At 46.6% G+C, this 14,094-nt stretch carries 11 protein-coding genes; all 11 read right to left on the bottom strand.

Annotated elements, in window-relative coordinates; all coding sequences use genetic code 11:
• Position 1 precedes the first annotated feature (1 nt).
• Positions 2-1,282, bottom strand: a complete 1,281-nt coding sequence (gene yfmH / locus C0Q44_RS25915; protein WP_105410057.1) for an EF-P 5-aminopentanol modification-associated protein YfmH — start codon at positions 1,280-1,282, stop codon at positions 2-4.
• Between the two features lie 3 nt (positions 1,283-1,285).
• Complete coding sequence (yfmF, locus tag C0Q44_RS25910) at positions 1,286-2,566, bottom strand: EF-P 5-aminopentanol modification-associated protein YfmF (protein WP_105410056.1); 1,281 nt, start codon at positions 2,564-2,566, stop codon at positions 1,286-1,288.
• A gap of 128 nt (positions 2,567-2,694) precedes the next feature.
• Complete coding sequence (gene sleB / locus C0Q44_RS25905; protein WP_105410055.1) at positions 2,695-3,531, bottom strand: spore cortex-lytic enzyme; 837 nt, start codon at positions 3,529-3,531, stop codon at positions 2,695-2,697.
• 198 nt (positions 3,532-3,729) lie between these two features.
• On the bottom strand, positions 3,730-6,468 hold the full coding sequence (locus C0Q44_RS25900; RefSeq protein ID WP_105410054.1) for an FtsK/SpoIIIE family DNA translocase: 2,739 nt from the start codon (positions 6,466-6,468) through the stop codon (positions 3,730-3,732).
• An 89-nt stretch (positions 6,469-6,557) separates the two neighbouring features.
• Positions 6,558-6,710: a YlzJ-like family protein gene (locus C0Q44_RS25895; protein WP_258166559.1), complete on the bottom strand. Its 153-nt coding sequence runs from the start codon at positions 6,708-6,710 to the stop codon at positions 6,558-6,560.
• A gap of 73 nt (positions 6,711-6,783) precedes the next feature.
• A complete protein-coding gene (locus C0Q44_RS25890) occupies positions 6,784-7,545 on the bottom strand; it encodes a ClpP family protease (RefSeq protein WP_105410202.1) in 762 nt (253 codons plus the stop codon).
• A gap of 228 nt (positions 7,546-7,773) precedes the next feature.
• A complete protein-coding gene (locus C0Q44_RS25885; protein WP_076208870.1) occupies positions 7,774-9,453 on the bottom strand; it encodes a ribonuclease J in 1,680 nt (559 codons plus the stop codon).
• Positions 9,454-9,931: 478 nt separating this feature from the next.
• A complete protein-coding gene (dapA, locus tag C0Q44_RS25880; RefSeq protein WP_105410053.1) occupies positions 9,932-10,810 on the bottom strand; it encodes a 4-hydroxy-tetrahydrodipicolinate synthase in 879 nt (292 codons plus the stop codon).
• A 47-nt stretch (positions 10,811-10,857) separates the two neighbouring features.
• Positions 10,858-12,075, bottom strand: coding sequence for an aspartate kinase (dapG, locus tag C0Q44_RS25875; RefSeq protein WP_105410052.1), 1,218 nt, complete (start codon positions 12,073-12,075; stop codon positions 10,858-10,860).
• A 376-nt stretch (positions 12,076-12,451) separates the two neighbouring features.
• A complete protein-coding gene (locus C0Q44_RS25870; RefSeq protein ID WP_017689130.1) occupies positions 12,452-13,048 on the bottom strand; it encodes a dipicolinate synthase subunit B in 597 nt (198 codons plus the stop codon).
• Positions 13,048-13,944: a dipicolinate synthase subunit DpsA gene (gene dpsA, locus C0Q44_RS25865; protein WP_105410051.1), complete on the bottom strand. Its 897-nt coding sequence runs from the start codon at positions 13,942-13,944 to the stop codon at positions 13,048-13,050. The genes C0Q44_RS25870 and dpsA overlap by 1 nt, the downstream gene beginning before the upstream one ends.
• Positions 13,945-14,094 lie beyond the last annotated feature (150 nt).

Below are 14,094 nucleotides of genomic sequence, written 5' to 3'. Positions count from 1 at the left end.
ATTAAGGACTCACGACTAGAGATACAGCCAGTTGATCCCAGCGAATATGCTCTTTCAATCTGTGGTTTACATCTTCAAGCGTAATCGATTCATACAATGGCAACAAGTTGAAGAAATCACCGCCACGGAATTGCTGACGTGTGAATTCATGTGCAATGTTCTCCGGAGAGTTAAGCATGCGAAGATATCCGCCTATTTTCTTTTTCCGTGCGCGTTCAAAGTTCGAGGATTCGAATCCTTTTTGCACAATGACATCCACTTCTTCACGTATACGCGAGAGCAGTTGATCCGGGTCTTTCGTATCCCCACCGATAGCCGAAAACGCGTATTGAGGCGAACTGTTATACTCATGTCCAAAGCTGTCGGAGATCAGATCTTCATCATAGAGCTGTTGAAACAAATGCGTGCTTGATCCGAACAACAGGTCCATCATCAACTGAGTGGTCATATCACGCCGTAACAGATTCTCTCCGGTGAGTCCAACGTCCGTCTCTTTGAATCCAAATAGACATTTGGGCAAGGAGACTGCAAGTTTTGCTTCCCTTCTGGCTTCTCCAACTTGCTCAGGCTCCTGCTCAAAAAAGCGTTTGATATTCCCCTGCGGCTCATAGTTTTTCTGTTTCTGGTTCGAACGAACCATATCGATGACTTCCTGCGGATCTACACCACCCACCACGAACAGAAGCATGTTGCTCGGGTGATAGAAGGCGTTATAGCATTCATAGAGCGTTTCCTTAGTGATCGTACGGATGGATTCGACCGTTCCAGCTATATCAATGTGCACCGGATGTTTTTGATACATAGCTTCAATCAGTCCAAAATAAACACGCCAGTCCGGATTATCGGCATACATATCAATTTCCTGTCCAATAATACCTTTTTCCTTTTCCACATTCTGATCCGTGAAGTAAGGATTTTGCACAAAGTCGACTAATGTTTGTATATTTTCATTCACATCTTCTGTCGCTGAAAACAAATACACGGTCTGATCAAAGCTCGTAAACGCATTCGCCGAGGCACCATGAGAGGCAAACGTTGCAAAAATATCACCTGTCGGCTCTTCGAACATTTTATGTTCCAAAAAATGGGCAATGCCATCCGGAACCTTCACTTCATCCTGTCCTTCAACCTGAAAATGATTATCCACTGATCCATATTTGGTCGCAAACGTAGCATACGTTTTCTGGAATCCCGGTTTAGGCAAAACATAGACATGCAGTCCATTATCCATCACTTCATAATATAGTGTCTCCTGCAAATGCTCATATCGAATGCTCTCCACCGATTATTCCTCCTTCTCGTCACGCAAGAAATAAATCGTATCCAGACGGAACTGCTCTGCCGCCTCACGAACATCTTCCTTGCTAATGTGCTCTACCTGAGCCAACAAATCCTCAGCCGTTCTCTCTTTGCCGGATAACTGACGATTGAAATCGTAAGCAATCATCTCAAAAGCAGAATCTTGCATCTCCTTGAGCAGGTTACGAATCATCGCTTTCGTTTGGGACATTTCCAGATCACTAATTGTTCCACTTCTCATTTCTTCCAACTGCTGATTGATGATGGTAACAGCCTTTTCATAATTGGGGATTTCAATCCCGGATTGAATTGTTGCAATGCCTTTGTGTCCGTCGTATCGAGATGAAGCGTAATACGCCAGGCTTTCTTTTTCACGAACATTGACAAACAGTTTGGAGTGAGGATAGCCGCCGAGAATCCCATTGTACATCAATGCTGCAGCGTACTGGGGATCTCCATATGTGATGGACGTTCGAAGTCCCATATTAAGTTTTCCCTGACTAACCTTCAGTCTCTCCACAACAGTTTCTACTTCCTTATCCCCTCGAACGGCTGCCTGTGCCTGGTAGTCGGAGGAAGATGTACGATCCACATTGAAATGGCGCTGAACAAGATTCTCAACCTCCTCCAGTGTCGTATCTCCCACCACATACAGATCCATACTTGCCTGTTGCAGCCACTCCTGATACGACGCAGTCAATGTGTCAGGTTCAATCCCGGGCAGGCCCTTTCGCTCACCCAGTGGGTGAAGACGATAAGGTTCATTTTTGCACATTTCTTCGATGCTGCGTTCGGCGGCATATCGCATTTTGTCATTTACGATAGACTCCAGCTTTTTACGAACCGTCTCTCGCTCTTGCTGTACATAAGACGTTCTCAAGTGTCCATTCTCCTGTGCAGGTCGGGTAAGAACCTCTCCCAAGAAGGCAAAGGAACGATCCAGTAGCTGCTGGTCCCCTCCTACAAAGGAATCATTAATGGTATCCATTCGGAACTGCACAATCTGATAATCTCCGCGCTTATACACGTCAAAACCAAAACCCGCTCCATATAGATGCTCCAGTTGCTCACGAAATTGCGTTGTTTCCGGATAGGATTCCGTTCCGCGCCGCAGTACAAAAGGTGTCAATGCTACCTTCGTTACCGTGTCTTCCCGTAAGGGAACTCCGGCATATAGTGATATAGCGAACGTTTTGAAACGTTTGGTCGGAAGCACATGTATACGAAACTCTCTCCGGCTGCCTCGTTCGAATCCTGATGTATTCAAATGTCAAAACCCCTTTACGGCGTCATTTATCTTGCAATAGTGTTTAAGCTTAAACGTAATAACCATTTTAACCCATTCAAAAGGCAAGAAGCAACCGAAGTCACGCCTTCTGGTTGCTTCCAACATCATCACATACAAAAAATATGCTGCCCAATAGTTTTCACCTGTGGACGGGTCCAGATCCATTTGGATGTTGCGGTCTTCGGATTAAAATAGTAGAGGCATCCGCCGGAGGGGTCCCAGCCATTCATCGCCTGTTCAACGGCTTTTTTGGCTTGTGCATTGGGCTCCAGATAGATCTGACCATCTGCAACAGCAGTGAATGCCCCTGGCTGAAAGATTACACCAGATGGTGTATTCGGGAAGCTTGGTGATTTCACGCGATTCAGGATTACTGCTGCTACTGCAACTTGACCTTCAAAAGGTTCACCACGGGACTCTCCATATACAGCGTTGGCCATAATTTTGAGTTCATTCTCGGATAGACCCAAGGCATTGGCAGAGCCCATATTATCTTGCTCTTTATCCGCCGTATTGTTGCTTCCACCACTTTCACCACTTGTACCTGATGATTCCTTGTGCAGTGGAGGTGCTGTTGGCGACCATTTGGTTGAAGCATTGTACAACTTCAGCTTGGTTTCGGCTCCAACCACACCATCCGCTTTCATACCAAACTCAGATTGGAACCATTTGACTGATTTCAGTGTGCTGTTTCCAAAATTACTGTCGATTTTACCATTGTAAAATCCCAGATACTTCAGACGGCCCTGAAGCTCATACACATCCTGGCCATAGCTTCCATACTTCAGCATATTGCTGCTAAATGTAGGTAAAGCCTTTTCTTCTACCTGCGGTGTACGCTCTGTGGAATGATCAGTTGCTGTATTCCCAGGAAGCAAATAACGGATTCCCAATGCGGATATCAGCAAAATAGCAGTGAAAAGCCAAAGGTTCATTTTTCGCATCGACTATGCTCTACCTTTCTCTTGTGGGATTAACAGAATCACTAATGTTATTATGACAAGCCCGGTTGCTTCCTATGCACCAAACCATCCGTTCTTTGGGGTAGATGGCAAAACTTCTGTCCCATACATAAGAAAAAAGCCCCCAACCATAAGGTTGAGAGCTTCAAACGATCCTCTGTATCATGTATCACGTTACAACTATGAGCTTAATTTATTCTGTTGATACTGTTCAAGTGAGATTAGCACTTCCCGCGGTTTGCTACCCTCATAAGGACCAATTACACCACGAGCCTCCATGGAGTCAATTAAACGTGCCGCACGAGTGTAACCAACCCGCATACGGCGTTGCAATAGGGAGACTGAAGCTTGTTTTGCCTCTAAAATAATCTGTACGGCGTTCTCGTATAACTCATCCTGTACTTGATCTGCCCCCTGAATGGAGTCGTCGACCTCAGGTACAATGGAGTCATCATATTGCGCTTCACCTTGACTGCGTACATAATTCACAATGGTTTCGACTTCTTCATCACTCATAAAAGCACCTTGTACACGAACCGGTTTCGATGCACCCATAGGCATGAACAACATATCTCCACGACCCAGCAATTTCTCGGCTCCCCCCATATCGAGAATCGTTCGGGAATCCACCTGTGAGGATACCCCGAAAGCAATTCGGGAAGGAATATTCGCTTTGATTACCCCGGTAATAACGTCCACGGAAGGACGCTGAGTAGCAATAATCAGATGAATACCTGCTGCACGAGCCATCTGTGCAAGTCGCGCAATGGAATCTTCCACGTCTCCAGCTGCAACCATCATCAGATCTGCAAGCTCATCCACAATGACCACGATATAAGGCAGAACGGCCGCGGGATTATCTTTCATCAAATTGTTGTAACCTTCCACATTGCGAGTGCCTGATTTGGAGAACAGTTCATATCTTTTCTCCATCTCAACCACAATTTTTTTCAGGGCAAGTGAAGCTCTTTTGGGATCAGTTACTACCGGTGCCATCAGATGTGGAATCCCGTTATATACGTTCAACTCAACCATCTTGGGATCGACCATCAGAAACTTCACTTCATCCGGTTTCGCTTTGTACAATATGCTCGTTATAATCCCGTTAATACATACCGACTTACCTGAACCTGTAGCGCCAGCAACGAGCAAATGGGGCATACGAGCCAAGTTACCGATAATCGTCTGTCCGGAGATATCTCGTCCAAATGCAATGGTCACTTTGGATTCTGCGTCCTGGAACGTTGCTGTCTCCATCACTTCACGCATCGTTACAACCGATACTTCGCCATTAGGTACCTCGATACCAATGGCGGACTTTCCGGGAATTGGTGCTTCCATCCGGATATCTTTCGCTGCCAGTGCCAACGCAATATCGTCCGTCAAACTGACAATCCTGCTGACTTTGACACCAATATCCGGTTGGATTTCGTACCGTGTAACCGCAGGGCCCCGAACGACTTCAAGCACTTTGGCACGAACACCGAAACTCTCCAGAGTCGCTTCCAACTTACGCGCTGTCTGCATGTAATCCTTCTGATCACTAGCCTTGCCACCGTTGTTCGGCTTCGCAAGAAGACGGAACGAGGGTAGCTTATAAGGCTTCGGAGGGGGAGGCGGTGGTTTGACTGGTTGTACTTCCTCCCGATCGGCAGTTACATTATCTGTTCCCGGATTAGCATTGTGCAGTATGTCTTCTCCACTCTGGATGTCGTCCGCAGCATTCCGTGAACCTGTCACTGCATCGGATACGGGCCATGCCGCGTCCACCAGTTCATCCGTTATTTTGATGGCATGCTCGTCCTCTTGAGCTGAATTGGAATTGGTTAGATCATCCGGGAAAGGATAAGCATCGTCCAGATCATCATCCTTGCCTGTATCTTCTGCTCTGACATGCTCGAAAAAGTCACGGATGATCGGCGCCGAGTTAGGATTAGCTTGAACAGAAGTATGAGAAGAAACAACCCTATTCGTTCCATCCACGGCTTCATCCTGCCATACTACTCGATCAGGATTCTGTACACCTCGGTAAACAACCTGTTCCGCTTCCGCTGAATCCTCTTGATTCAAATCACGCTCAGACTTCGCCTGTTCCCGGTCAGCTCCCCATTTTCCAAATAATTGGATAAATATCGGTACCTTTCGTTTTGGCAGATGTTGTTCTTGTAATTCATCCTCATCTTCATCGTCTTCAACGTCGACAGGTACGGGTACCAACTTACGAGCATTTCCCTTCTTCCTGCCGTCAGCGACTGAAACAGAACGTGTAGCGGTTCTGGACTCCATTTTTTTGTACATAGAACTTCCGGCATCCCAAACCTTGGTTCTGAATATTCGTATCAAATCCACATAAGAAAGATTGGTAATCAGCATAAAACTGATTATAAACATCACGATCATGATAAGCCTGGCTCCAAGACTGCCGAACAGCCACAGGAATAAGGCAAATTGTCCCGCTCCGATATAACCGCCGCTGATATCCTTATTCAGCATGGAATCTCTCTCACCTGGCACAGCAGGGGTTAGCAGCTCGCTTTGCATATCATTATGTACCTGTGTAATAACAGCACCAGGCTCAAGTGCACCAACCGGAATGAGCTTCTGGTGCATCGCAGAGACGGTGCTCATCAAAGTTAAGGCAAAGACCAGCAATACCAGACCTGTTTTGCGTGTGGTCCAACCACTTGGCCATTTCCGGTGAATCATCACCATGAGACCATAATAGATACCAACAAGTGGAATCGCAAAATAAAACTTACCAAGCATCAGTCCGAACATCTTGGAAAGCGAACGTCCAACGGTGGCTTCACCCGATAATGCAATAACAGCGAGGGTAATCAGCACTATCCCGTAAATCTCATATTTTAAAACGCCACTAAAACCAGCGGCCTTTTTTTTCCTCTTTTTTCTTCTGGCCAAAATCAGGTCACCCCAGAAGAATATTATACCATACAAATATAATCCGTACATATGTTCTTTTTTTGCTCAATTGGTCTGAATTTGTCGCGTTATGTTGTTCCCGAGTTACCCGAAAGTGGAACAGTAGTACCCGGCATATTGGCAGGATTGAGATAGGCTTCAAGCGGACAATCCAGCAAACGTACGATGACTGCTTCATTGTCATTCACAGGCCTGACCTGCATCAATAATCCATTCATCATGATCTCCCTCGTCGCTTCCCCTTCCTGCCACATACCCGACCAGAGTTGTTCGGGGGCATCACGGTATATAGTGTCATTGGGTATAACCTCCCGCTTGCAGAATCTGTCTTTTGTCTCCCATAAGCTGATTTAACTTAGAAATAGCCTGCCCGATCCCGCCTACTGCATCCATTAATCCGTATTTCACCGCATCTGCGCTTCCTACAGCTGTACCAATATCCCGATTCAACTCACCGGTCTTAAACATCAGTTCTTTGAACATCTCTTCCTTGATATTTGAATGCGAAGTCACGAATCGAACAACCCGTTCCTGCATTTTCTCCATGTACTCAAACGTCTGAGGTACACCAATGACAAGGCCGTTCATACGAATCGGATGGATGGTCATTGTTGCACTTCCTGCTATCAGAGAATACGTGGAAGCTACCGCGATAGGTACACCAATGCTGTGCCCTCCTCCAATGACCACGGTAACTGTAGGTTTGCTCAGGGAAGCAATCATCTCCGCTATGGCGAGTCCCGCCTCTACATCCCCACCGACCGTGTTCAATATGATAAGAATACTTTCAATGCGCGGATTCTGTTCTGCAGCGACAAGTTGTGGAATGATATGCTCATATTTTGTTGTTTTATTTTGTGGCGGCAAAATTAAATGCCCTTCCACCTGACCAATAATGGTCATACAGAAGATGTTGGATTCAGCTGCGGGCGACTGTGTCTGTCCAAACTGCTGAATCGTTTCCGTCACCGGAGACATGTCTTTCTCTTCCTGTGCGGGCACCTCGGGTGCTTCAACCTCAGGCTGATTGGATCTTGACGTCTGCTTGCCATTCATATGTTCATTCATTTCATTAATCCCCTTCTCCAGAAACATTTAATGGTTTTCCTTAGTATGGGGAATCTGCCAACTGCCTTATACCCACTTGTACATCAAAATACTTCATATGGCGACGCTCTCCCTAGAAAAACGCAAAAAAGCCCCTTCTCTACGAGGAACCGTCCAATATTACTCGTAGAGAAGGGGCGACTGTGTGCCTGAATATATGTTTTTGTTTAGCTTATTTTAAACTTCCATAATGATTGGCAAAATCATCGGTCTACGACGAGTTTGCTCATACAGGAAGCGTCCCAATGCATCTTTGACATTCGTTTTGAGTGAAGCCCACTCGTTAACGTTCTCACTCATCAACTTCTGCAAGGTGCTGCTAACGATTCGGTTGGCCTCATCCAGCAGTCCTTCCGATTCGCGTACATACACAAATCCGCGAGAGATGATGTCAGGACCAGAAACAATTTTTCCATCCTGTTTGCTCAGTGTTACCACGACAACAAGGATACCATCTTGTGACAGCAATTTGCGGTCACGGAGTACAATGTTACCCACATCGCCTACACCCAAGCCATCGATCAACACGTTACCAGCAGTAACTTTACCTGCTCTACGCGCTGCTCCACCTTGAATTTCAATGACTTCACCGATGTCCGTGATGAAAATGTTTTCTGGCTCAACGCCTACAGATTCAGCAAGAACCGCGTGGCGGCGCTGCATACGGAATTCACCGTGAATTGGCAAGAAGAATTTCGGTTTCATCAGGTTGAGCATCAGTTTCAGCTCTTCCTGGCTACCGTGACCAGATACGTGAACACCACTGTTAGCACCGCTGTAATGCACGTTAGCACCTAGACGGAACAGTTCATCAATCGTACGGCCTACATATTTTTCATTACCTGGTACAGGTGTTGCTGCGATAATTACAGTGTCGCCTGGCAGGATGTCCACTTTGCGGTGCGTGGAACGAGCCATACGTGTCAGTGCTGACATTGGCTCGCCTTGGCTTCCTGTGCAGAGAATCACGACACGATCAGCAGCCATCTTGCCTACTTCTTCGGGTTCAATGATCATGCCATCCGGGATCTCAAGGTAACCCAGTTCCGAAGCAATACCAACCACATTAACCATACTACGTCCGATAACTGCAACTTTACGTCCAGTCACTTCTGCTGCGTTGATGACCTGTTGGATACGGTGTACGTTGGAAGCAAACGTTGCTACGACAACGCGTTGACTTGCTTTGCGGAAGATATCTTCCAGCACGATACCCACATTTTTCTCCGATGGTGTGAATCCAGGTTTCTCAGCGTTTGTACTGTCGGACAGAAGCGCAAGTACGCCATTGGTTCCGATCTGTGCCATACGCTGAAGATCTGCATATTGACCGTTGACTGGCGTGTGGTCAAATTTGAAGTCACCCGTATGAACAACTGCACCTTCCGGTGTTTCAACACATACACCAACGGAATCCGGAATACTATGGTTAGTAGCGAAGAATGATGCTTTCAATACAGATCCAAGTTGAATCTCGGAATCAGCATCAATCAGAATACGTTTTGTTTCACCGAGCAAGTTCGCTTCTTTCAACTTGTTTTCTACAAGTCCTAGTGTAAGCCTTGTTCCGTATACAGGGACATTCAGATGTTTGAGAACATACGGCAGACCACCAATGTGATCCTCATGTCCGTGAGTAAGGATAATGCCTCTTACTTTGTCACGGTTCTCAGTCAGGTATGAAATGTCAGGGATGACAATATCAATACCAAGCATATCTTCTTCAGGGAATTTAAGACCAGCATCTACGACTACAATGTCGTTAGCGTATTGGATGACGTACATATTTTTACCAATCTCGCCTACGCCGCCCAATGCAAAAATCATCAGTTTATCGTTATTATTTTTCTTAGACAAATGAATCTAAACCTCCTATGGTAGTTGGACGTCGTACCTTATTATTTATTGTAAGTTAAGAAAAGTAGTCCACACATTACATCCCCATCTATCGGGATGAATGCAAAAGAACACCTTTATTCACGATATCTGGAAGAAGTTCTTCGGAAGTTATTCCCTTTCACCAACACGTTGGATCTGAAATATCCTTCTTAGCCGTTCCTTCCTTTTTCACCGCAAAGCCACATCACGAAACGATGTCGCTTTCAATTTCAAAAATATACCGCACCCAGTCACTTGACATCATTATACATGATTAAAAACAAAAAAAACAAGTCACTCTCTCGTTAACCTGTAGGTTTCCCCTCAACAAGGAAAAAGAAACCTCACAATCACCGTCAAAAAAGAACCGCAACCTCTTCTAAGAGGAACGGTTCTTTGGCTGATCTATTGGATGTTCACATAATTAATAAAATAGTTCCTTGGTCAGCCTGCATAATTACAAATTAAGCAGACCTTTGATGTATACCTGTTCCTCTTCCGTCGGCGGGATCAGGGGCAAGCGAACGGATCCAACGTTCAGACCTCGCAATGTCAGCGCGTATTTCACGGCTACCGGGTTCGGTAAAGGCTGCGGACACTCAAACAGACCTTTGAACAACGGGAACAGTTGCTGATGAATCTGAGCAGCTTGAAGAGGCGCTCCATCATAGAAGGCATCGATCATTCTTTTCATCTCTGCTCCTACCACATGACTCGCCACGCTGACGATTCCATATGCACCGACAGCAATCGCTGGCAACCCTGAAGCGTCATCCCCAGAATAGACTCTAAAATCCTTCGGAGCGCTTGCAGCAATCAGCGTAATCTGTTCCGTGGACGCACATTCCTTGGTTGCTACGATGTTAGGAATCTGTGCGAGGCGAAGCGTTGTTACAGCAGACAGGCTAGTAGCTGTGCGACCAGGTACGTTATAGAGCATAATTGGCAGTTTGGTTGAGCCCGCAATCGCTTCAAAATGTTGGAACAATCCTTCTTGGCTCGGTTTGTTGTAATAAGGAACAACCAATAATATGCCATCTACTCCGGCACGTTCAGCTTCCTGTGTCAGATGGATGGAATGTGCGGTGTTATTGCTTCCTGTTCCGGCTATAATTTTGCACCGTCCGGCCGCATGTTTCACTGCAAATTCGAATAATTGAACTTTCTCCGTATCACTAAGTGTTGGAGACTCCCCTGTTGTTCCGGAGACCACGAGTGTCTCCGACTTTTGATCTACAATCAAATAGTCGATTAGACGTGTGGTCTCCTCCCAATGAATCTCTCCTTGTTCATTGAATGGAGTGACCATTGCTGTAATCAATCTTCCAAAGTCCAATTCGATTCCTCCTTCAAAACAGGTTTGGCTCCTCTAACTTCAGATCCTTACAAATGAAGTTCGAACGAGGCGTGAAGTGCCCTCAGGGCCTGAACCATATCTTCTTTTTTTACGAGTACCCAGATCGTTGTGTTCGAATCTGCGGATTGCAGGATCTGAATGTCTGCCAGCGTCAAGGATTCCACGATTCTTGCCATAATTCCGGGTACACCATTAATGCCTCCGCCAATGACGGAAACTTTGGCACAACCAGACAGGCTTTGTGGCTTGAGACCTATCTCCTGCAATACATGTATGGCTTTCTCGGAATCACTGTCAAACACCGTATAGACAACTCCCGAGGGGGTAACATTAATAAAATCAACGCTGATCGAATTCTCAGCCATTGTTTTGAATACTTTCAGTTGTAATCGATCTGCACTAACGGGTACATCTACCGTAATTTGCGTTACATTGCTTACATAGGCGATGCCTGTTACATAGCGGTCAACAATGCCTGTCTGCACATCCTGGAATCCTTCCGGACGCGTAACCAGCGTTCCTTCCGTGTCAGCAAAAGTAGATCTTACACGAATCGGGATCTGCGATTGCATGGCAATCTCGACCGCACGCGGATGGATTACCTTGGCCCCTTGGTGGGCCATGTTACAGATCTCAGCATAACTCACAACCGTCAGCGGACGAGCATCCTCCACAATGCGTGGATCAGCCGTTAATATCCCGTTCACATCCGTGTAGATATCCACCATTTCGGCGCGTAATGCTGCACCCAGAGCTGTTGCTGACGTATCGCTCCCCCCACGACCCAGTGTCGTGAAGTCACCATTTTCCGTCTGACCTTGGAATCCGGTTACAATAACGACCCTGCCGAGCTGAAGTTGGTCCAATACACGAACAGGACGGACATCCAATATCCGGGCATTCCCGAAATTGTCGTCCGTCACAAAACCTGCTTGCGCACCGGTCAGCACTGTAGTTGGAATGCCTTCATGTTCAAGCAAACTGCTCAAAGTTGTCGCAGATATAATTTCACCACAGCACAGCAGTAAATCCTTTTCGCGTGCGGATAGTGCGTTTCCGTTCTGTGCAGCCCAGTCCAGCAACGTATCGGTTGCATAAGGTTCGCCGCGGCGACCCATCGCAGATACAACGATGACCAGACTCAAGCCTGCTTCAAGTTCACGTTTAACATGACGGAGCACATGCTCTCTCGCCTGAACCGTAGAGAGAGACGTGCCTCCGAATTTCTGTACCATGATACGCATCTTTATTCCTCCATTTGTGTACGCAAGAAAACTGGACACGGGTCAATCAACAAATGGATCAGCCTAGGGAGCGTTCCGATGCGATAAATTCAGCAATGTATACGGCATTCCGTGCCGCTCTTTATGTTGTAATTGCCTGAGCAATCATACATCAAAGGTCACGGTTGTTATCGAGATCATGACGCATGCGTTCACAATAGACCTCTCCCGCTTGCTTAACCTTTACTGTCGGCAAGCAGGAATGCCCTTATAGACAGGAACGTGGACACAAATAGCTGTTCAAGCCAGCGTATCGTCCCCCATGATTTTCTTTGTCTTTCGAACCGCTCTTCATTTCTCCAAGCGCATAACCGTTATCGCCCAATTAAAATTCCATTTAAGCCTGTGAAGATCGCTCCACAATCATCGGCTGCAACTGTTTGCCCTCAAGGGCGCTCCAGCAAGCCTCTGGAATAAGTTCCATTTTGGCGACTAACGAATTTGGTTTTTTCACTGGATCATCCTGCCCAAATGGCACAAAATACAAGTATTTGGCCACCAGCAGTTTAGCGATATTCGCAGCATTCAAGCCCAGACCGTCATTCGTAGAAATGGCGAGTACAAGCGGACGCTGATTACGCATCTGTGCTTTGGCTGCCATCAGCACTGGACTGTCGGTCATCGCATTAGCCAGCTTGCTTGTTGTATTCCCTGTGCATGGAGCAATGACCAGCACATCTAACAGTTTGGAAGGCCCTAATGGCTCCGCCTCAACAATTGTAGAAATGATATCATTACCCGTTATATCTTTCAACTGCTTTTGCCAATTTTGCGCGGTACCGAAGCGTGTATCCGTCGTCAGAACCGAATTCGAAATAATCGGGACGACATTGGCACCTTCGGCCACGAAGCGGCTAATTACTGGCATAACCTCTTCAAACGTACAATGAGAACCCGTAATTGCATAACCTACCGTTTTACCCTGCCAGTTCATTATTTAACCTCCCGTGCGTTCTGTTCTTCCAAAAGCAAACGGATCAACGCGTCGGCAATAATGCCGCCAGCCGTTTTGGGAGCAACAATGCCGGGGAGGCCAGGTGCAAGTAGCGCTTTAATACCACGTTTGTCGGCATACCTGAAATCACAGCCGCCAGGAGCGGATGCAAGGTCGATAATGACAGCCTTTTGCGGCATTCTGGACAGGATTTGTGCTGTGATTATCATAGTCGGAATCGTATTAAAAAGCAAGTCAACTTCCCCGGTTTGAGCGGCCAAATCCGTTGTCATGAAAGGCTTCCAGCCCATTATTGTCGCGCGAGCAACATCCTCTTCCCTCCTGATTCCAACCCGGACATTTGCACCAAGTCCCTGCAACGTTCTAGCCATTGTGAATCCTGTTCGACCCATGCCAAGCACGATACATTCCGAACCATGGATTGTGAAGTCCGTCTCCCGAATGGCTATAGCAATGGCTCCCTCAGCTGTCGGAATAGAGTTGTAAAGTGCAATATCATCACGATCAAGCACTTCAACAAGTCGCAGACCGTTATCAAGACAAAGTTCACGCAAGTAAGGTTTTGCCATGCCTGTAAACACAATGCAATGCTCCGGCAATGCTGCAATATGTTCCTTTTTCAAATCAATCGGTGTGTCACTAAACGAAGTACTCACTTTCCCCTGATCATCACACCCGACGACAGGCAGTACCAGCACATCTGCCGAAGCAAATACTTCGTCCTCCAATTTCTGGTGTTCGATACCTGGAATGGAGCGTTCCAGTTTGTCGAAACCCACTACACTTACCGTTGCATCCAGCTCAGCGCACTTTTGAATGACTTCAAGCTGCCGCGCATCTCCGCCCAGGACTACAATCCGGACTCCGGTCAGCATCGGGACGTCACTCCTTTCACCACATGTATGCCTTATCGTATGCAGGGGCCCACAGGGGGTGAAACATTAAATGTATTCCACCATGAGTTTCTTGAATGCAAAAAAAGCCGCCCCTGTTAGGGACGACTCTAAAGAATGGGTACACTAAGC

This window comes from Paenibacillus sp. PCH8 (assembly GCF_002968835.1).
Classification (GTDB): Bacteria; Bacillota; Bacilli; order Paenibacillales; family Paenibacillaceae; genus Paenibacillus.
This window is presented reverse-complemented; position numbering and strand designations above follow the sequence as displayed.

Coding starts and splice junctions, on each gene's coding strand:
- C0Q44_RS25870 (WP_017689130.1), bottom strand. CDS start 13,048: ATGAACTGGCAGGGTAAAACGGTAGGTTATGCAATTACGGGTTCTCAT.
- sleB (WP_105410055.1), bottom strand. CDS start 3,531: ATGCGAAAAATGAACCTTTGGCTTTTCACTGCTATTTTGCTGATATCC.
- C0Q44_RS25890 (WP_105410202.1), bottom strand. CDS start 7,545: ATGAATGGCAAGCAGACGTCAAGATCCAATCAGCCTGAGGTTGAAGCA.
- C0Q44_RS25895 (WP_258166559.1), bottom strand. CDS start 6,710: ATGATGAATGGATTATTGATGCAGGTCAGGCCTGTGAATGACAATGAA.
- dapG (WP_105410052.1), bottom strand. CDS start 12,075: ATGCGTATCATGGTACAGAAATTCGGAGGCACGTCTCTCTCTACGGTT.
- dpsA (WP_105410051.1), bottom strand. CDS start 13,944: ATGCTGACCGGAGTCCGGATTGTAGTCCTGGGCGGAGATGCGCGGCAG.